The sequence below is a fragment of the Emticicia aquatica genome, assembly GCF_923079645.1.
GTDB classification, from domain to species: Bacteria; Bacteroidota; Bacteroidia; order Cytophagales; family Spirosomataceae; genus Emticicia; species Emticicia aquatica.
Genome location: NZ_CAKLPY010000004.1, coordinates 1 through 21403, shown reverse-complemented (window position 1 = coordinate 21403; position 21403 = coordinate 1). Strand labels below are relative to the sequence as shown.

Genomic DNA, 21403 nt, shown 5'->3' with positions numbered 1-21403 from the left:
GCTGCTAAAATTAGTTTTAGCAGCCTTTTTTGTTTTCTCATCGCATCACTTCAACAAATTTGCCATCTTGAAATTTGATGATTGGCACAATTTGGTTTTCATTAGAGCCATTTGTATAATCAAAACCATCAAGTGTATATCCTTGCGTATATTCAATGGCATTGAGACTGGTACGAATTCTATTTTTACCGTTGTTAATCATTCTAGCATAAAATAATAACATATCATGTCCCCAATAGCCATAATATGACGGGGTAATATTCTGAGCATTAAAATAGATACTTCTAAAATTTTTTACTTCTTCTTTATCTCGATTTATATAATCTAATTGTATAAGTGAGAGTGGTCGGTTAAAAATGTTTATTGAAGAACTTTCAAAATCAAATGCTGATGCCGCTGCTATCATCGGGACAACAATCTTCTTTTTGTCCAAAGCATTAATAACCTTTGGTCCAAATGTAGCATCGCTTCCAGAAATAAAAATATGACCTGGTTTTCTTCTTACATCAATGTCTTCAGCATTGGTAAACTTCTTTATGGTTATTACATCAAAACCACTTACAAGAGCCTTGTCTCGATAAGCATAAGCAAAAGTTGAGTCTTTGCGAGTATTGCCAAAATAGATTGCAACAGAACGAGTAATTACCTGTCCATTCATGTATTCAATAGCTTTTTTTGCTTGCATTTCATAAGAAGGAGAAGCTAAAAATGTTGTTTTTTCATTGGCCACTAATTGCTGATTATTTGATAATGGATGCACCTGAATCACGCCATTTTCTTTGGCAAAGGCATTAGCAATTTTATTCGCTTCAGGATAAAGCGGGCCAATCAATAAATCAAGATTGATAAACTGATTATTATTAACTAATTCACTAATCAGCGTTGCATCTCGGTCAATATCAAACGTAAATAAGTTGACGTTGATTTGTTCAGTCTCAAGTTTTTCTTTTGCTAATTTCATCCCTTCATACATATCATATATGTATTGATTAGCTCTATTTGATTTACTCGGGTCGAAATCTAGTAAACGAAATGGTAAAAGTACAGCAACATTTACAACACCTTTTGTGTCTTTTTTCGTACTGTTCTTTTTGCTAGTTCCGATAGTTTCTCCTAAATTAAATTGATTGGTAAGACGGTCGGAAATTTCCAAATCTTCCTTACTAACATTTTTGCTTTTTTGAATGTTATCAACTAATATTTGAGCAATGACATGATTATTTGGGAATTTTTGATGAAGTTGTTTTAATTGAGTTCGGTCAGTAATTTTGCTGAGGTGAAAATATTGCATATTCTCACTGTCTTTTTTTAAAGTATTGCTTGAAATACGATTAATGTATTGCATTGCTTCGTCAACATAATTATCCGAAAGTGCAGCATTAGCATAAAGGTAATAAGCTTCGTCAATTTTATTCCAATCTGGGTATCTTTCAAACAGTTGTCTGAGAACGACTCTTGAATCAAAAAACTTATTTATTTTGAAAGAACAAAGTGCATAATAATAATGTGAGTAAGGCACCATTGTATTATTATACTTTCGATTGGTGAGAGGAATGAGTTCGCTTTGAGCTTCAAAATATTGTTGGTCAGCGTACAATTGTACTGCTTTTTTATATTTTAAAGCATAATCTTTTTCCGAAAGAGTAACTTGTTGGGCTACTAGTGCATAAGATACCAGCAAAAGGATGAAAAGACTAGAAGACCTTTTCATAGTTTATTTATAGTTTAAGGGGTTGAATATTGATTTGAGAGACAAATTACTTAATTTACCTCTCAAATCATTCATTATATCTATTTTTTATTAGGCTTTTTTTCTTGCGTTTTGCGATTCTCTTCAGCTAATTTTACTTGATTTTCCATGAATTGAGCAAATTTACCTTTCTTCGCTGCTTGCGGATTAGCATGGTATTTTACTTTGTTATCATCCAAAATCTTTCTAATCTTATCTTCGTCAACGAATCTTCTCACAATTTGTTGTTGAGCAATTGTCACCACGTTTGAAACTAAGTAATAAAAGCTCAATGCTGCTGGGAAACTATTTAAAACAAAAAAGAAAACGATTGGGAAAACATAGCTCATTTTCTTCATATCAATCGGCCCTGGCTGGTCTGGCGTAATTTGATTGTTATAGTAAGTAAACGCCAAACTTGAAAGTGTCATCAATACAACAAACAAACTGATGTGATTACCTACCACAGGTAAATTTGTTGCCCAACTGATTGGATAATCGTATGTTGAGAGGTCAGAAGCCCATAAAAAGTTTTGTTGACGGAACATAATCATGTTTGGAAACAAGAAGAAAACCGACATTAAAATAGGCATTTGTAACAACATTGGAACACAACCACTTAGCGGATTTACACCCACTTGTTGATATAGTTTCATTTGCTCTTGTTGCATTTTTACTTGGTCGTCACCAACTTTTTCTTTAATTACGGCAAGTTCTGGAGCCATAATACGCATTTTAGCCGAACTAATATATGATTTGTAAATCAAAGGAGTTAGTAAGGTTTTCAAGACAAGAACCACTACAATGATGAGCAAACCATAGTTACTAATAAAAGATTCAGCCAAATTAAATAGTGGTACAAAAACAAAACGATTGATTGGTTTTACAAAATCGTAACCCAAATAAACGTTGCGATGAAAACCATCTGTTACCGTTTTTACTAAATTATAATCATTTGGGCCGAAGTAAAAACGGAAATTACCTTTACCAGTTTTTAAATCAGAAATAGCCAAGTCAGCATCTACTTCAACGGTTTTTACAATGCTGCTATCGGTTTCGGGTGTTACCAACTTTAATTTTGCTGCACTCATTGGCTGATTTTTAGCCACAAAGCCAGTTACAAAATATTTTTGTTTGAACGAAAACCATTTGATTGGGTCTTCAACGGCTAAATTGGCATTTCCTGCTGCATTTGCACCTAAATCATCAAACTCATCTTCTTTTGCATTCCAGTAGTTAATTTGAGCAGATTTTCTGTTTTCAGCAATATCATGCTCCAAAACTTTTAAATTATCTTGCCAGTAAAAACGTACTGGTTGGTTTTGTACAAGAGCATCTAAACCAACAAAATTAATGTCATAATCAACTGTAAAACCTTTTCCTTTGATAGAATAAACTTGTTCAATGTATTGATTTTCAGCTAATGAAAGTTTGAAAACAACCTTTGTTGAATCGCCTTCTTTTAATACAACTGGTTTATTATCTGAAGAAAAATATAATTTTTTTAAATCAATTTTTCCTTTGGTCGTTTGCACTTCAAGGCTCATTGTTGAGTTTTTTTCATCAACTAAGACCATCGGATTTTTCGTACCTGCTTTGAAAGCCTTGTAAGTACTGTAATTTTTTAGTACGACTTCTTTGATTGAACCACCAAGTGTACTAAAAGTAAATTTTGTATCCTGATTTTCAATAACTATATCTTGTGAAGTGCCTGTTGCTGCGGTGGCGAAGTCACCATAAGCGGCTTTGAGACCTAATGTATCATTTACAACATTTGGTGTTGCAACTGTTTTAACGGCAGCCTTTGGGACAACTTTTGCAGGAGCTTCGGGAGGCGTTTGGGGCATAAAATACATATAGCCCGCCCACATACACATCAACAACACTATGCCGATAAGCTGATTTTTATCTACTAATTTTTCCATTAAAGTTTTAAAATGCGTAAAAAATATAAATGACGATTCATCAAAATCGCCCTACAATAAGTGCAAAATTCGCAAAGATTAGTTATATTTCCTAAATAACTACTTTTTTGTTGCAGAATACTCTATTGCCGCTTTTACAAAATTGACAAAAAGCGGATGAGGATTCATAACAGTACTTTTTAATTCTGGATGAAACTGTACACCAATAAAGTATGGATGGTTTGGTAATTCAACAATTTCAACCAATCCGCTTTCTTGATTTACACCTGAAATCACCATTCCTGCTGCTTCGTAATCTTTTAAATATTTATTATTAAATTCCCAACGGTGTCTATGACGCTCACTAATGTTAGCTTTGCCGTAGATTTTACGAGCCAATGTTTTGTCTTTTACTTTACAAGCATAAGCTCCCAAACGCATTGTACCGCCTTTGTTAGTTACCGTTTTTTGGTCTTCCATTAAGTCTATGACTGGAAAAGCGGTCTCGGGATACATTTCTGTTGAATGTGCTTCCTGCAATCCAATTACATTTCTTGCAAACTCGATACATGCCATTTGCATTCCTAGACAAATTCCAAAGAATGGAATATTGTTTTCACGTACATAACGAACCGCTGCGATTTTCCCTTCAATACCTCTTTCACCAAATCCAGGAGCGACCAAAACGCCATCCAAACCTTTAAATTTCTCGGCAGCGTTATCAATTTCTAAACTTTCAGAGTGAATCCATTCGAGTGTTACTTTGCATTTATTGGCAGCACCTGCATGTATAAACGATTCAATAATAGATTTATAGGCATCTTTCAATTCGACATATTTTCCGACTAAACCAATTTTGACATGTTCAATTGGATTTTTGAATCTATCTAAAAACCCTTTCCAAGCTTCCATATCAGCATCTTGGTCGTTATAAATATCGAGCATATAAAGCACTCGTTGGTCAAGTCGCTCTTTTTGCATTAACAAAGGTACATCATAAATCGTTTCAGCATCCATTGCCTCAATTACTGAATTTTGCTCAACATTGCAGAAAAGTGCTATTTTTCTACGAATTTCGATAGGAAGCGGGTGTTCTGTACGGCAAACAATGATGTCAGGTTGAACGCCAGATTCTTGCAACATTTTTACAGAGTGTTGCGTAGGTTTAGTTTTTAATTCACCAGCCGAACTTAAATAAGGAACAAGTGTCAAATGAATTGTAAGTAGATTATCCGAACCTAAATCCCATTTTAATTGACGAACAGCTTCAACAAAAGGAAGTGATTCAATATCACCTACACAACCGCCCAATTCCGTAATAACGATGTCGTAGTCGCCAGTTTCACCTAATTGTAAAATGTTTCGTTTAATTTCGTCAGTAATATGTGGAATAACTTGTACTGTTTTTCCTAAATAATTGCCACGACGTTCGTTCGTGATTACGTTGTAGTAAATACGACCTGTTGTTACGTTATTGGCTTGCGAAGTTGGTACATTCAAGAAGCGTTCGTAATGGCCTAAATCTAGGTCAGTTTCTGCTCCGTCGTCGGTTACATAACATTCGCCGTGTTCGTAAGGATTGAGTGTTCCCGGGTCAACGTTGATATACGGGTCAAATTTTTGAATGGTTACTGATAATCCTCTGGCTTGCAGCAATTTGGCAAGTGAGGAGGCGATAATGCCTTTTCCGAGTGAAGATGTTACGCCACCCGTTACAAAAATATACTTAGGGTTTCGTGTTTGCCCGTTTACTGACATGAGGTTTGTTGTCTTTGATTACGGGATACAAAGGTACGGAATTTTAGTGGATTCTGAGGAGTAAACTTTTATAAGTTTTTTGGTTTTTATGTAAGTGCTTGATTATAAGTAAATTAAGGCATTAATTTGATTGAAATACAATTTTTACTTACAGTTGTAGGTAAATCTTTCTTCGTAGATTTCTTCTTTTGATTTGGCTTTTTTGGATACTTTTACTTTGCTTGGAAAATCTTCCGAATCATATTCATAACTATAGGTAAATAAAATCTCGCCGCCATCAGTATAAATTTTTGTTGAAGTTGCATTGTTTTTATTACCAAAATAAGTAGTATTTTCACTACCAATCATGGCTGAAAAAACAGTAAAATAGGCCATAACATTACTAAATGGTGTATTAATGTAAGGCGATTTTTTATTGTCAAAACCAATGTTTTCTAAAATTGTTTTATCCTTGTTATTTTCTACTAAAATGATTTTTTTTAGATTTCCATTCGCATCATATTCAAGTTTTGTAACAATTATTTCATCAAAAACTGGCAATGATAAATCTATCTTTTCTATTTGTTTTTTGTCGTTTGTATAAACTTTGCTTTTAAACTCAAAAGGCCTGTCACGGCTATCTTTTCCTACAAAATTGATGAGATTTAAAGCACCTTTAGTGTTATAATCATAGGCTATGTAGTAAGAATTATCGAATGAACTCGTGGCTTTTCTCGGTAAATCATTTTCGTAAATTAGCTCATCAAAATCGGGGAATCCATCCATCGAAATCAATTGATTTTTAGCATTATAGCCAAAGTTATAAACAACACCATGACCATGGTCGGCTTGATTTAAAAAACATTGTTTTTTTAGATTATTCGCTTCTTGTTCTTTCAATAATTTTATTTCATTTGTATTACAAGAAATAAAAATACCCAAAAACAGTAAAAGTAGAATATGTATTGGTTTTAAAAAGTACATCTTATGTGGCTATGTTATTGAAATATAATTGTATCAAACAATTAACTATTTCAACTTAGATAATATTTTATTTAACTGACAAAAACCATGCGAGAATCATAAAAGCAACCAAATATAAGCTTTTATACTAAGAAAAATTTGCTGAAATAGATTATTATTGATTTATTTATCAGATTAAACTCTAAGAATTTTAAAATGCCACGCATAAAAAAAGGTATAATGCTTGTTTTCATTATACTTCTTTTGATTGATTTATACACTTGTACCCTGCCAGGGCAAGAATACAGCATTTGGCTTAGACCACTCCAAATGCAGGTTCTTTTTCTATGGATTTATCAAAAAAAACGGCCATTCATTGACAATTTTCTGCTTTTTTGTCCATTGTTTTTGACTTCAATTTTTGAACATATCTTCTATTCAACGGGTTTTGTCAATGAAAATATTCTATTGATGCTCTTATTTCTGAAGAATATTTTTTTTATAATAATTCTTTACAGAAACCTAAATGTTAAGCCAAAGATATCAAAAAGGCTTTATCGTTGGATTTTCAACTATTTTATTGCGGCTCTAATATTCTGCTATTTTGTAGTCGGAAATGATAATTGGTTATATTTTGTAGGAGCAACTTTATCTGCAGCAGTTTTATTTTTTATATCACTTAGAGCCACAAATGTTGGCTATTTTAGACAACTTTACTTGGGTTATGCACTGATAGTTTTAGCCATGATTTTTGGTAAAATTCTTCAATTTGACCCTCGTTGGTTTATTGAGGCAATAACTCGAATTTCTCTCAATTTTGGACATCTATTATTTGTTGCTGGTCTTGCTAAAATTAAATTAATCTCTGAACAAGCAAACATTTCTGAGCCACAAACTGTTAAAAAACAATAGAACAGGACTTTATGGCAGCAAATATTGATTTAAAGAAAATTCGCTCTTTGGGTGATAAAAATGCTGATGATATTATACATAAATTAGTAGAGCAAGAAGGAATTCATTTTCTTAGGCAATTGATGCCTTTTTTATCTGATTATCAGAATCTTAGCTTTCAAAATCAACCTCAAATTCTGCAAGATTTTCTCTTATTAAATGCTTCTTTTCCTGCTTTTTATGATAAAAAGAACTTAATTCGAGCAACTGATTTTTACCGTGAAAATCAGCAAAACATTGGTTTGATATTAGGACTTTATTCGTTGCCTTATTGCTATTTAGGTGCTGATGGAGCAAAAGTACTATATTTTTCAGAACGAATTAGAAATGATACCTATAAACGCCTGCTCGAAACTGGTAATTTCTTGAAGGCAGTAATGAATTATGATAATTGGTCAGAACAAAATATTTTTGTTATTTGCTTGAAAGTCAGGCTTTTACATGCTTCGATTCGCTATTTTACGCTTAATAGCAATCGTTGGGATATGTCATGGGGATTTCCTATTAATCAAGAAGATATGTTAGGAACAAACCTTGCATTTTCGCTCATTGTTTTGCGTGGAATGGAAAAATTAGGTTATCAGATTGATAAATCTTATGAAAATGCTTACTTAAATACTTGGAATGTAATTGGTTTTTTACTCGGAATTATTTCCGAAAATATGCCCAATAATTATTTGGAAACAGTAAAAATTGATAAAAAAATTGCCCAACGACAATTTAAGCAATCTATTGAAAGTCAGCAACTTACAGCTTCTTTGATGCAAGTAATTCGGTCGTTTGCTCCAAACAATATTACAGCAGATTTACTTCAAGAACAATCTCGTTTTCTTCTCGGTGAAAAATATGCTAAAATGCTTGGCATTGCCGAAACAAATATCCCAAACACTTTGTTGAAAGTATATAATACAACAGCTGTATTGATGTCAAAAATATTTTAGTTTTTGGCTCATTTCAAAGATAATTTTTTTCTCAATCTATTGACAGTCAAAAAACTGTCTCACGAAACATGACACAAGAAAAAATAAGACAAGCATATACAGAATACTTGCTCGAAAATGGCAAACAACCCGAATCGGTTTATGCTTTTTGTAAAAAACTTAAAATCAAAGAAGAGGCTTTTTATGATGAATATTCGTCGTTCCCACAAATAGAAAGCGAAATTTGGAAAGCATTGTTTGTCGAAGCTCGTGCATCAGCTGAAAGCGAAGAAGTTTATCAGAATTACTCTGTGCGTGAAAAATTATTAGCATTTCTTTATACTTGGATTGAGATTTTGAAGAAAAATCGAAGTTATATTCTGAAATCTTATCAAGGTTTTGAAAAGCCAATTTATGTTAAACGAAATACTCAGCTAGTTGATTTTAAAGCTTCATTTTATGATTTCATGAATGAACTTTTAATGGAGGCTCGTGAAACTCGAGAAGTGGAGCAAAGGCCAATTCCACAATTAATGCAGCGTTATCCAGACTTATTTTGGGCAAAAACGCTTTTTATTTTGGATTTTTGGATAAACGATACAAGTAAATCGTTTGAGAAAACGGATACAATGATTGAAAAAACGGTGAATACAGCTTTCGATTTGTTAGGACATTCGCCACTCGATTCATTGTTTGATTTAGGGAAATTTATTTTCCAAAACAGGAAATAGAACAAGTTTTTAAATTTGTTTGGAACACATTAAAAATAGGTTAAAACCTATTCTTCAAAAATATGAATTCACAAGAAAGTATCCCCACATCGAAAGTCGCCCGAGCTACTCAATTTGCTAAAGCAGGCGTAAAAGTTGGCGGCAATTATATCAAACATTATGGTAAAAAAATCTTTGACCCTTCATTGAGTAAAGAACAATTACACCAAGAAAATGCCGCTGATGTTTATGATACGCTCAGTAATTTGAAAGGAAGTGCCTTAAAAGTAGCTCAAATGATGAGCATGGATAAAAATTTACTTCCAAGAGCATATACCGACAAATTTGCCATGTCGCAATATTCCGCTCCTCCTTTATCCGCTCCTTTAGTTATTAAAACTTTTAAGAAATATTTTGATAAATCGCCTTCCGAAATATTTGATACATTTGATTTGAAAGCAGAAAATGCTGCTTCAATTGGTCAAGTACATAAAGCAACAAAAAATGGCAAAAAGTTGGCTGTAAAGATTCAATATCCAGGAATTGCCGATAGTATTAGTTCAGATTTGAAAATGGCTAGACCTCTGGCTGTACAGTTATTAAATCTAAATGATGCGGAAATTGACAGATATTTTAAGGAAGTAGAAGAAAAACTGCTTGAAGAATCTAATTATGATTTAGAATTGCAGCGTTCAATAGAAATTACGGATGCGTGTAGTCTGATTCCAAATTTGTTTTTTCCGAAATATTATCCTGAATATTCATCGAAAAGAATTTTGACGATGGATTGGATTGAAGGACAGCATTTGAAAGAGTTTTTAGACACCAACCCATCACAAGAAGTGCGTAACAAGATTGGGCAAACGCTCTGGGATTTCTACGATTTCCAAATGCACACCCTTCGTCAGGTTCATGCTGACCCACATCCTGGTAATTTTTTGATGACGCAAGATGGCCGTTTGGGCGTGATAGATTTTGGCTGTGTGAAAGTAATTCCAGAAGATTATTACATCAATTATTTTGCACTAATAAATCCTGATACCCTACAGGATGAGGCCGAAATTCAAAGAATATTTTGGACTTTAGAGTTTATCGTTGAAGAAGATTCACCTCAAAAAAGAGTATTTTTTTCTGATTTATTCAAGAAAATGATAGAATTACTTGGTCGTCCGTTTAACTCAAATAGATTTGATTTTGGTCAAGAAGGTTATGTGGATGAAATTTATAATTTCTTTGAATATGTGTCGAAACTTCCCGAACTGAAAGATTCTAAAGCGGCTCGTGGGTCTCAACATGGTTTATATGTAAACCGTACTTACTTTGGACTTTATACAATTTTGAACGATTTAAAAGCAGAAATCAAAACCACAAAACCAGATTGGTTAACACCGAAGCATTTGAAGGCAGAAATGGTTTAAAATTAATACAGATTTTGAATAAGCCGTAGAATAATTATTCTACGGCTTATTTGCTTTTTAGGGTATTCACAAGAAAAAAACTCAAAACATTGCATAATTCCGCAATTTGGTTTTAGTTTGTTAGACTTTTATTTCCTATAATAAAAGACGAAAATACTTTACCAAACCTATAAAAAAATAATTATGTTTTGCTCAAGATTTACTTTAAGTCTAGTTTTACTGTGCTCGTCTTTTGGGCTTTTTGCTCAGAAAAGTGCCTCAATTTCCTCTCCAAATAGTGCTATTTCGTTACAAATTAATGTTGCTGAAAATGGAAATGTTACCTATCAAATAACTTATAAAAAGCAAATAATCGTTGAGCCGTCTTTATTGGGATTTTCGTTGAAAAGACCAGAAATTCAACTCAATAAATTTCAATTAATTGATTTTGAAACCTCAACTTTTGATGAAACATGGAAACCAGTATGGGGAGAAGTAAGTAGTATTAGAAATAATTATAAAGCACTGAAAATCAAGCTAAAAGATAAAACAAAAGCTGATAATTTGGTAAATGTTATCTTTAGAGTTTTTGATGATGGAGTGGGATTTCGTTATGAATTCCCACAAGAATCTGCTATCAAACATTTTATCGTTAAAGATGAATTAACGCAATTTAATTTGGCAGGAAATCATAAAACCTTTTGGATTCCAGGCGACTATGACACAAACGAATATTTATATAATACAACCAAATTAAGTGAAATTGATGCAATAAAAGCTGCAAATAAAGAAACGGATATTGCCTTAAAATCGGTGATTGGAATAAATACCGTTCAAACGCCTTTGATGATGAAAACGGCTAATGGAATTTATATCAATATCCATGAAGCTGCTTTGGTTAATTATCCAGCCATGAATTTGACGTTGGATAAAACAACCTTCACTTTTACCTCACATTTGGTGCCTGATGCAGTTGGAAATAAGGCATATTTGCAAACACCATTTCAAACACCTTGGAGAACTATTATTGTTAGCGATAAAGCGGCGGATATTTTAGCTTCAAAAACGATATTAAACTTAAATGAACCATCAAAAATTACGGATGTTTCTTGGATAAAACCACAGAAATTTATTGGAATGTGGTGGGAAATGCACGTCGGAAAAGCTACTTGGGAAAAAGCTTCGGGCAAACATGGTGCTAATACTGAAAATGTTAAAACGTATATAGATTTTGCTTCTAAACATGGTTTTGATGGTGTTTTAGTAGAAGGCTGGAACGAAGGGTGGGAAGATTGGTTTGGTAATTGGAAAGAAAATGTATTTGATTTTGTTACTCCTTACAGCGATTATAACATCGAAGAATTAACGGCTTACGCCAAACAAAAAGGTGTTCGATTAATCATGCACCATGAAACATCAGGTTCAGCCACAAATTATGAGCGTCATTTTGATAAAGCTTTTAAATTCATGCAAGACCATCATATAAATACAGTAAAAACGGGTTATGTTGGTCGAATTATTCCGAGAGGTGAGCATCACGATAGCCAATGGATGGTTAATCATTACCAACGAGTAGCTGAAAAAGCCGCTGAATACAAAATTATGGTGGAAGCACACGAGCCAGTTCATCCTACGGGTTTACACCGAACTTATCCAAATTGGCTAGCCAATGAAGCCGCTCGTGGCAACGAATTTAATAATGCACCCAATTTGGGACTTGTGCCAGAGCACGAGACAATTTTACCTTTTACAAGATTGATGGGCGGCCCAATGGATTATACACCAGGTTTTTTCCATTTTCAATTGAATCAATATGATGCTTCACGCAAAACACGGGTCAAAACTACGCTTGCAAAACAATTAGCTTTGTATGTAACGGTTTATAGTCCATTGCAAATGGCAGGTGATTTTCCCGAAAATTTTAATCAACATTTGGATGCCTTTCATTTTATCAAAGATGTGCCAGTAGATTGGGATGATACAAAAATTTTAGAAGCCGAACCTGCTGATTATATAACAATTGCTCGTAAGCAAAAAGGCAAAGAAAATTGGTTTTTAGGTGCAATAACTGATGAAAATGGTAGAAAAAGCACAATTAAACTTGACTTTTTGGATGAAAATGCAAAATACGAAGCCACAATTTATAAAGATGCTGCAAATGCTGATTGGCAGACAAATCCAGAAGCATATAAAATTGAGAAAAGAGTAGTGTCCAATAATGATATTATTGAATTGAGTTTGGCAAAAGGTGGAGGATGTGCCATCAGCTTTGTGAAATTGTAGAAATATTTATTTTATATTTGCTACTAATTCTTCAATTTCATTTGATTTATAGAAAAATTTTTACTGATAGAGGCTTAAATATTAGGTATGAAAAAACTTATCTTTCTTTTTGTAGTAACGGCTGCTTTGACGGCTTGTAAAACTACTAAAACTGTTCAAAAAACCCAAAATGAAATAAATGTAACATTTCTTCATCTCAATGACGTTTACGAAATTTCACCCTTAGATAACGGTAAAGTAGGTGGAATGGCTCGTGTGGCAACGGTTCGTCAAGATTTATTGAAAGAAAATCCAAATACAATTACTGTCCTTTCAGGCGATTTTTTAAGTCCATCTGTCATCGGAACGCTACGTTATGAAGGTAAAGGAATCAAAGGTCGTCAAATGGTTGATGTGATGAATGCTGTTGGTGTTGATTGGGTTTGTTTTGGTAATCACGAATTTGATTTAGATGAAAAAGATTTACAAGAACGCATCAACGAATCAAAATTTAATTGGCTGAATACCAATGCTTTACAAAAAACAAATGGAGATTTAGTGCCTTTCGGGAAAATTGCCAATGGAACAAAAACTCCTTTTGTGAAAACCACAATTTTAAGTTTTAAAAACACCAAAGGAGCAGAAGTAAAAATTGGCATGTTTGGCGTTGTGTTGCCTTCAAATCCGAAGGAATACGTTTGGTACGATGATTTTTTTGAATCAGCCAAAAAAGCTTATAATGAGTTAAAACCGCAATGTGATTTTGTGGTTGGCATTACGCACATCAATAAGGTTGATGATGCAATTTTAGCAGGAATGATTCCTGAAGTAAAATTATTGATGGGCGGACATGACCACGATAATATGTTTCAGAAAATTGGTGGCGTGACGCTCGCAAAAGCTGATGCAAATGCCAAGTCAGCCTACATTCATCGAATTGTCTATAATACAGATACAAAAGAAGTGAAAGTAACTTCTGAATTAAAGAAAATTAACGATCAAATTGTTGATAATCAAGAAGTTGCAGCGGTTGTACATAAGTGGGAAAATATTGAAGATGGAGCGTTTAAAGCTTTAGGATTGAATAAAAATGAAGTAATTACTGATTTGAAAGAACCACTTGATGGTCACGAAAGTGCGGTCAGAAATGCCCAAGGAAATATGGGAAATATGATTGCAAATGCAATGCTTTCAGCTTCGCCAAATACGTTTGATTGTGCGTTTTTTAATGGTGGTTCTATTAGAATTGATGACAATGTTTCAGGGAAAATTACACAATTGGACGTATTAAGAATTTTACCTTTTGGCGGAAAATTAGTTGAGATAAAAATGCGTGGAAGACTCTTAGAAAATGTTTTGGAAACTGGTTTGAAAAACAAAGGAAGCGGAGGTTATTTGCAATGGGGGAAAATTACTTACGATGAAGCAAAAAAAGAATGGAAAATCAATGGAAAACTACTTGATGTAAACCAAGTTTATTCGGTTATGACGAGTGATTTCTTATTGACTGGTAAAGAAAGAAATCTAAGCTTTTTTACGAAGCAAAATCCTGATATTCAATCAGTTGTGGATACTTTTCCAGACGATGATGTAAGAAATGATATTCGTAAAGCTGTAATTGCTTATTTAAAGAAAAAATAATATTTTTTATTATAGTCAATTTTTTTGACTTTTGAGTCATGGTGAAAGTTTGTTAACTTTTACCATGACTTTTTTTATGAAAAAAGCTAAATATGAAAATGTTAATTTTCAACCAAAGTGATTATTAAGTTAGCATGAAACGAAATTTGAAAGTAGGGGAGGTTTATTTTAAAAGTAGTAAAAAAGCTTACTTTTTGCTATTTATTTGCATGGTTTTACACCTTAAAGTTTTTGCTCAAAATAGCTTTTCTTTTCTTAATATAGCCAATAATGCTCGTATAAATGCTCTTGGTGGAGTAAATATTTCAATTGCAGATGGCGATATAAATCTTTTTTCGTTTAATCCTGCTTTGTTAGATACATCACAAAGAGGACAAATTGGATTCAACTATTCTCCATATTTGGCTCAAAGCAAGTTTTTATCGCTGAATTATTCACCCAAAAATAGGACAGAAACAAATGCAGGAAATTGGGGTTTTAGCTTGCAAAATCTTCATTATGGCAATTTTCAAGGTACTGATGCTGTTGGAAATTTAACCAATAATTTCACGGCAAATGACTTTTCTTTAGGTGTTACACATGCTCGAAAAATTAATAATATTTCATTCGGAATCACTTCAAAATTGGTTGGGTCTGTACTAGAATCGTACAGTTCAATTGCTTTTTTGACTGATTGGGGCGGAACATTGAAACATCCAAAATACGACTTAAATTTTGGAGTATTAGCAAAAAATGTTGGTTTTGTTCTTAAAAAATATGGTAATTTTCGTCCAGAAATACCTTTTGATTTGCAAATTGGCTCATCATTTAAACCGATGTATATGCCTGTGCGTTTTTCGTTAACTGCTCATCATTTATATGTTTTTGATATAGTAAATAATGAACCAATCAATTATATTTTTGATAGTCAAGGAAACAAAATTGAGAAAAAAGCATCAACCATTGATAAGCTATTTAGACATTTAGTATTTGGTACAGAAATACTAATTCATCAAAATTTTCATTTACTGCTTGGTTATAATTATCTTCGACGTAAAGAGTTACTAATCAGTTCATTAGGTGGGGCTTCGGGCTTCTCATTTGGTGTGAATTTAAAGTTAAAAAATTGGGGTATTTCTGCTTCTCATTCTGTATTATCTGCTGGAAATGGAAATACTGTTTTTAGTATAATTTGGCTTAGAAAGAAATAATTTACTCTGCCTTTTCAGCGTTGAAATTACAATATTTCTGTGAATATTTTTGCTCCTTCACATTATTTTATAAAAATAAAAGCTTGATAATAAATGATTTGTGCTTTTATTGATACCTCTCAATAACTTATGGCATAAGTTTTGCTATAATATAATGTACAAATCAGTTGTAATGATTTGGTGCTTTTGCAAATCCAAAATTAAACGTATAAGCTATAGATTATAAGTGTCCCAAACTAAAAAACATATATTTTCATCTCATCAATGTTACAACATAGAGAGAAGCTTCGCTCGGTTGACTTATTTTAATAAGTTTTTCCGTGTTTTTTCGCTTGTGTTGTTTTCTTTGATTACCTCGAATATTTTTTCACAAACTTCTCAAAATCCATTAGCTCCTGCGGAAAATTTCAATATTTTTACTCGTAATGGCTTAGTACTCAATGGTTCTGGTGATGTTGACGGCCCAACAGCTGTTGGTGGAGATTTTACGATGCAATCGGGAAGTTATAATCTTGCTACGAATATTTCTGGTGATTTTTATGTGTCAACAGATTCTCGTCCAACGGGGCTTTTGATAAATGGAAGAGTGTATTATACAGGTGGTTCGGGAATTAATCTAAATCAAAGTACTTATCTTAAACTTGGAAGTATTACTGGTTCGGGCTACGATAATAATTTAGGGAATACGAGGATTTATCCAAGCACTGGAAATAATAATTCGAGTCCAAGAATAAATCTTCAAACGGCACAACCAACATCATCAATTAATCAGACAGGTTTAATTGATTTTGCAAGTGCATTTACAACGCTTCAAGCAAACGCAACAACACTTAGTGCTTTGACCAATAATGTTACGTTAGATTATTCGCTAGGGTCAAACAAACCAAAAATTACGTTGGCAAGCGGTCAAAACGTTTTGAATTTGACTGCAGCACAATTGACTTCATTTAATGAGTTAAATTTCAATAATGCACCTTCAATTAGTCGATTTTTAATAGTAAATGTGAATACAGCTGGTGTTTCCAATAATTATAATTGGAGTACACAGTTTAACATGAACGGTATTGGTGATGTGAATGGACGTTACATATTATTTAATTTTTATAATGCAACAACTTTAACAATCAGTACTTCTAGCACCATAATGGGTTCGATATTAGCTCCGAATGCTAATATTACTAAGTCAAATTCAGCGAACATCAATGGGCAAGTAATCGGACAATCATTGACAAAAACTGGTGGAGAAATACATTATCATCCTTTTAATCCATCATATTGTTCTTGTGTCGGAACGAATCTTGTGACAAATCCTAGTTTTGAATCAGGAACGACAGGTTGGACATATAACTCAACAAATGGTTATTTTTACACTGGAGGTGCGTATGTGGTTTGTGGGGCTAATGCGTCATTTTTGCAAGCATATAATTCAAGTGCTTCTGTTTACCAACAAATTTCAGGTATTACTGCTGGGAAAGAATATACTTTGAATTTTTATTCAGGTACGCATGACCCAAGTTATAATCACTCCGCAAAAATTGCATTTTATAATTCATCTGGAACGCTTTTGTCATCGGTAACTCAAAAGATAGATTACGATGTTGACCTTTATGGAGATTTGATGGCTTATAATTTTAAAGCAACAGCTCCAAGTGGTGTTTCATATTTACGTTTAGAATTTTATGCCTCGGGTGATTATCTAAAACTAGACCAAGTTTGTTTAACAACTACTTGTTCAACACCTAATATTTCAGCAAGTTCTAACTCGCCTGTTATTACTGGAAATACACTTTATTTAGTTTCAAGTTCAACAACTGGAACTTCTTTTTCTTGGACTGGGCCATCAAGTTTTACCTCAAATTTACAAAATCCAACTAGGTCAAGCTCAACAACCGCTATGAGTGGTATTTATACAGTTACTGTTACTTCTGGAGCTTGTACTGCTACTGCAACAACAAGTGTAACAGTTTCCAGTTCTACGTCGGGTGTGTGTACGAATGCGAATGCTAGTTTTGAAAATGGAATTTTTGCAAATTTCACAACTTCCGAACCAGGTGTTACAGGAACATTAACAACTTATGGTGGTAGCCAAGCTGTCTATTTATCAGGAGCTCCAAGTGGAAACATTGTTGCTGATATGCCGATAACTGGCTATATGATTGATACAGGATATTGGGTTGATGCTACAACAAATGGAGGTTTGGGGGCGAAAGATGGGAATCGGTTATTTGCATTTCCCTCTGTGGCAGGAGGAGGTAGATGTTTGTTCCCAAATTCAGGCATGGGCTTTACACATGCAACAAATACTTGTTACAAAATATGTTTATGGGTAGCACAATTTGACCCGACAAATCCGAATGCTAATGTTTCGTCAGAATATAATTTAGAATATGAAGATGCTTATGGAAGTACAGACCCTGGAGTTGCATCAAATTTTTCGATAACACCTAGTGCAATTTCCGAAAGCGGGTCATTTAATACACTCACTTGGAATTTACCAGCTTCTACCAATGTAAAAGACATTAATGGAGCCACTTTCACAGGTGCTGCGGGTCAAGTTGTCGATTGGAGAACCCTTAATTGGCAACAGATTTGTTTGGATTTTACGCCTTATGTAGATATTTCAAGATTAAAAGTTTATAATTCAACGGGTTCTCCTTATAATGGTATTGCATTGGATGGTTTTTGTATTGCACAGAACTGTACAACTTGTTCAAACGTTACGGCTGGCGGTACAGTTGGTTCAGACCAAACGCTTTGTGCTTCAGGAAATCCAGCAGCATTTACAAGTTCAGTTGCAGCATCGGGAGGCACTGGAACGCTTGAATATCAATGGGAAAAAAGTACTGATGAAGGAACAACATGGATTGAAATTTTAGGTGCAACATCTGCAACTTATGATGAAACAAATACAATTACAATAACTACAAAATATAGAAGAAAAGCTCGTAGAAGTGGTTGTATTCCTTACGCTGCGACTTCAAATGTTATTACAGTTACGGTTGTTTCGAGTAGTTCGGTAACTGCAAGTTCAAATTCACCAGTAACTACTGGAAGTACAATCAACTTTACATCAACTGGTGGAGGCACTTATTCATGGACAGGACCTGCCACGTTTACTTCAACCGCCCAAAATCCAAGTAGAACAAGTGCAACCACTGCAATGGCGGGAGTCTATACCGTAACAGTTACAAATAGTAGTTGTACAGCAACAGCAACCACTAATGTGGTGGTTAATGTTGGATTTTCGATTTCAAGTGCAACAATTTGTCAAGGACAAAGTACCACATTGACGGCAAGTAATTGTTCGGGAACGGTCACTTGGAGCACAGGGGCAACTGGAACTACAATTACAGTGAATCCGACAACAACTACAACTTATACAGCAACTTGTGGTTCAACATCGGCTAATTTATTGACAAATCCGAGTTTTGAAACAGGAGTTCTTTCACCTTGGTCTAACTGGAATTATACAACAATAACTTCTACTTCATCAGAACGTCAGAGTGGAACATATGGAGCAAAAGTGAGTGCATCTTCATCTGGAGGTGGTTTTGCTCAAAGTGTTGCAGCTGTTGCTGGTGAAAACTTTACATTGACAGTTTATGGGAAAGCAAGTAGCACAACCCCTTGGTCAGGAGCAGGAATACAATTTTATAATTCTTCATGGACATCAATAGGTGAGTTTAGTGATGATATAAATTCAACTTCTTTTCAACAATATACCTATACTGGAACTGCCCCCGCAGGTACTGCTTGGGTTGAGGCTTTTGCTTGGGCAGACCCATCAACTATTTTTTATTTAGATAATTTTTCACTTACAAAATCTACAACGAGTGGTTCAGCTTCAGGAACGGTAACTGTAAGTGCTAATCCAACGGCTACTGCCACAGGAGATGTTGAATGTTCAGGTGGAACAATTTCTTTAGCCTCAACAGGTGGAACATCATACTCTTGGATAGGTCCAAATTCATTTGTAAGTGCATCACAAAATCCAACTATTGCTTCAGCAACCAGTGCAATGGCAGGTGTTTATACTGTTACTGTTACAAACGCATCTGGATGTACAGCAACAGCAACAGCAAGTGTAACGATTACCACAACCCCATCCGCACCGACAACTACAGGCGGTAGTCGTTGTGGTACAGGCACAGTTAGTTTGAGTGCAAGTGGTTGTTCAGGCACATATACCTGGTATGCAGCACTAACAGGCGGGACGAGTTTAGGTACAGGATCAACATATACAACACCTAGTATTTCCACAAGTACAACCTATTATGTAGATTGTACAGTTAGTAGTTGTGTAAGTACGAGGTCATCGGCAATTGCAACAGTTACTGCAATACCATCCGCACCGACAACTACAGGCGGTAGTCGCTGTGGTACAGGAACGGTTAGTTTGAGTGCAAGTGGTTGTTCAGGCACATATACCTGGTATGCAGCACTAACAGGCGGGACGAGTTTAGGCACAGGATCAACATATACAACACCTAGTATTTCCACAAGTACAACCTATTATGTAGATTGTACAGTTAGTAGTTGTGTAAGTACGAGGTCATCAGCAATTGCTACAATTGTAGCTATTCCAGCTACTCCTACTGCCACTGTTGTCAATACTGGTTGTTCGGTAGCTTTGGGAAGCATTTCAATAACAAATCTACCTGATGGTTTTTTGACAAATATTAACGGTGGATCATGGACACAATTTAAAAATAGTTATACCGATTTAACTTCAGGTACGTACACCATCGGAATACAAGGAGATGGGTGTAGCTCTTATGCTAACTTTACGATCATTAATACAACTGAAGTTCCATTATTAAATCTCGCAAAAACAGACCCAACTTGTTCAACAACTGGTAGTATAACTGTTACAGGGAGTGGAGGAACAACTGGATTAGGCTCAGCAACATACCAATTATGGTTAGGCATTTCTGGAAGTGATGTTGCTAGTTTAACGTCAAATGCTAGTTATCCAAATGCACCCTCTGTTTCTACTACTATTGGTATTCTTGAAGGATACAAAAATGCTTATGAAAATTTTGGGGGTAAAATTTCGGGTTATTTGGTGCCGCCAACAACTGGGACTTATTATTTGTGGATTTCTTCTGATGATTATAGCGAATTATGGGGAAGCTCAGACTCAAATCCAGCCAATAAATCTTTAATTGCAAGTGTAAGTGGTTATACAGCGTCGAGAGAATGGAATAAATATGCAAGTCAAAAAAGCATAGCCTTGAATCTTGTAGCTGGTCAAATCTATTATTTTGAGGCACTTTATAAAGAAGGTGGAGGAGGTGATAATATTGCAATTGGATGGTCGAAACCTGGCGAAAGTACAACTACTCCAAGTGAGGTTATTCCAGGAGATAAAATCAGACCAAATGTAGCAAGCTCATTAACTACTCCAGTATATCAGTATAAATTAAATAGTGGGTCATTTCAGTCTAGTAATATTTTTTCAGGTCTTGCAGCGGGAGTTTATACAATTACTATCCTTGATGCAGGTGGATGTACTGCTACAAGTACAATTAGCCTTACAACAACAGGAAGTCTTACTTCACCGACAACGACAAGTAGCAGTCGCTGTGGTACAGGAACGGTTAGTTTAAGTGCAAGTGGCTGTGCAGGAACTTATATCTGGTATGCAGCACTAACAGGCGGGACGAGTTTAGGTACAGGAGCAACATATACAACACCTAGTATTTCCACAAGCACAACGTATTATGTAGATTGTACTTTAGGGACTTGTGTGAGTACAAGGTCATCTGCAATTGCAACTATTACAACAATCCCTTCATCACCAACAAGTGCGGGCGGTAGTCGCTGTGGTACAGGCACAGTTAGTTTAAGTGCAAGTGGTTGTGCCGGCGGCACAATTTCATGGTATGCAGGTTTAACAGGCGGTACCTCCTTAGCAACCGGAGCAAGTTACACGACCCCAAGTATTTCAACGACGACAACGTATTATGTAGAATGTAGTTTGAATGGTTGTGTGAGCA

General features: G+C 34.6%; 12 protein-coding genes. 8 read left to right on the top strand and 4 right to left on the bottom strand.

The genetic code is table 11. The features are described 5' to 3' along the window. Nucleotides 1-37 precede the first annotated feature (37 nt). The 4 genes from MJQ71_RS18145 to MJQ71_RS18130 all read right to left on the bottom strand — a co-directional run bounded on the left by MJQ71_RS18145 (nt 38) and on the right by MJQ71_RS18130 (nt 6354). Nucleotides 38-1711, bottom strand: a complete 1674-nt coding sequence (locus tag MJQ71_RS18145; protein WP_238808285.1) for a hypothetical protein — start codon at nt 1709-1711, stop codon at nt 38-40. A gap of 80 nt (nt 1712-1791) precedes the next feature. After that, nucleotides 1792-3654, bottom strand: coding sequence for a membrane protein insertase YidC (yidC, locus tag MJQ71_RS18140; protein ID WP_238808283.1), 1863 nt, complete (start codon nt 3652-3654; stop codon nt 1792-1794). Nucleotides 3655-3753: 99 nt separating this feature from the next. Continuing rightward, nucleotides 3754-5391: a CTP synthase gene (gene pyrG, locus MJQ71_RS18135; RefSeq protein WP_238808282.1), complete on the bottom strand. Its 1638-nt coding sequence runs from the start codon at nt 5389-5391 to the stop codon at nt 3754-3756. Nucleotides 5392-5535: 144 nt separating this feature from the next. Beyond that, a complete protein-coding gene (locus tag MJQ71_RS18130) occupies nt 5536-6354 on the bottom strand; it encodes a hypothetical protein (protein WP_238808281.1) in 819 nt (272 codons plus the stop codon). 219 nt (nt 6355-6573) lie between these two features. Between MJQ71_RS18130 and MJQ71_RS18125 the strand changes: the two genes are divergently transcribed. From MJQ71_RS18125 to MJQ71_RS18090, 8 genes are all read left to right on the top strand, one after another. Next, on the top strand, nt 6574-7245 hold the full coding sequence (locus MJQ71_RS18125; RefSeq protein WP_238808280.1) for a hypothetical protein: 672 nt from the start codon (nt 6574-6576) through the stop codon (nt 7243-7245). Between the two features lie 11 nt (nt 7246-7256). Next, nucleotides 7257-8225 (top strand): oxygenase MpaB family protein, encoded by a 969-nt coding sequence (locus MJQ71_RS18120; RefSeq protein ID WP_238808279.1) that lies wholly within the window; start codon nt 7257-7259, stop codon nt 8223-8225. A gap of 68 nt (nt 8226-8293) precedes the next feature. Continuing rightward, complete coding sequence (locus MJQ71_RS18115) at nt 8294-8935, top strand: TetR family transcriptional regulator C-terminal domain-containing protein (protein WP_238808278.1); 642 nt, start codon at nt 8294-8296, stop codon at nt 8933-8935. 62 nt (nt 8936-8997) lie between these two features. Beyond that, nucleotides 8998-10332, top strand: a complete 1335-nt coding sequence (locus MJQ71_RS18110; protein WP_238808275.1) for an ABC1 kinase family protein — start codon at nt 8998-9000, stop codon at nt 10330-10332. Between the two features lie 183 nt (nt 10333-10515). After that, nucleotides 10516-12594 (top strand): glycoside hydrolase family 97 protein, encoded by a 2079-nt coding sequence (locus MJQ71_RS18105; protein ID WP_238808273.1) that lies wholly within the window; start codon nt 10516-10518, stop codon nt 12592-12594. A gap of 87 nt (nt 12595-12681) precedes the next feature. Beyond that, on the top strand, nt 12682-14214 hold the full coding sequence (locus tag MJQ71_RS18100; protein WP_238808271.1) for a bifunctional metallophosphatase/5'-nucleotidase: 1533 nt from the start codon (nt 12682-12684) through the stop codon (nt 14212-14214). Nucleotides 14215-14348: 134 nt separating this feature from the next. After that, nucleotides 14349-15404: a type IX secretion system protein PorQ gene (gene porQ / locus MJQ71_RS18095; protein ID WP_238808269.1), complete on the top strand. Its 1056-nt coding sequence runs from the start codon at nt 14349-14351 to the stop codon at nt 15402-15404. A gap of 295 nt (nt 15405-15699) precedes the next feature. After that, nucleotides 15700-21403 (top strand): Ig-like domain-containing protein (locus MJQ71_RS18090; RefSeq protein ID WP_238808267.1); only part of this gene is annotated, 5704 nt, incomplete at its 3' end.

Excerpts from the sequence above, each read along its gene's own strand:
- MJQ71_RS18145 (WP_238808285.1), bottom strand. The coding sequence starts at position 1,711 with ATGAAAAGGTCTTCTAGTCTTTTCATCCTTTTGCTGGTATCTTATGCA.
- yidC (WP_238808283.1), bottom strand. The coding sequence starts at position 3,654 with ATGGAAAAATTAGTAGATAAAAATCAGCTTATCGGCATAGTGTTGTTG.
- pyrG (WP_238808282.1), bottom strand. The coding sequence starts at position 5,391 with ATGTCAGTAAACGGGCAAACACGAAACCCTAAGTATATTTTTGTAACG.
- MJQ71_RS18130 (WP_238808281.1), bottom strand. The coding sequence starts at position 6,354 with ATGTACTTTTTAAAACCAATACATATTCTACTTTTACTGTTTTTGGGT.
- MJQ71_RS18125 (WP_238808280.1), top strand. The coding sequence starts at position 6,574 with ATGCTTGTTTTCATTATACTTCTTTTGATTGATTTATACACTTGTACC.
- MJQ71_RS18120 (WP_238808279.1), top strand. The coding sequence starts at position 7,257 with ATGGCAGCAAATATTGATTTAAAGAAAATTCGCTCTTTGGGTGATAAA.
- MJQ71_RS18115 (WP_238808278.1), top strand. The coding sequence starts at position 8,294 with ATGACACAAGAAAAAATAAGACAAGCATATACAGAATACTTGCTCGAA.
- MJQ71_RS18110 (WP_238808275.1), top strand. The coding sequence starts at position 8,998 with ATGAATTCACAAGAAAGTATCCCCACATCGAAAGTCGCCCGAGCTACT.
- MJQ71_RS18105 (WP_238808273.1), top strand. The coding sequence starts at position 10,516 with ATGTTTTGCTCAAGATTTACTTTAAGTCTAGTTTTACTGTGCTCGTCT.
- MJQ71_RS18100 (WP_238808271.1), top strand. The coding sequence starts at position 12,682 with ATGAAAAAACTTATCTTTCTTTTTGTAGTAACGGCTGCTTTGACGGCT.
- porQ (WP_238808269.1), top strand. The coding sequence starts at position 14,349 with ATGAAACGAAATTTGAAAGTAGGGGAGGTTTATTTTAAAAGTAGTAAA.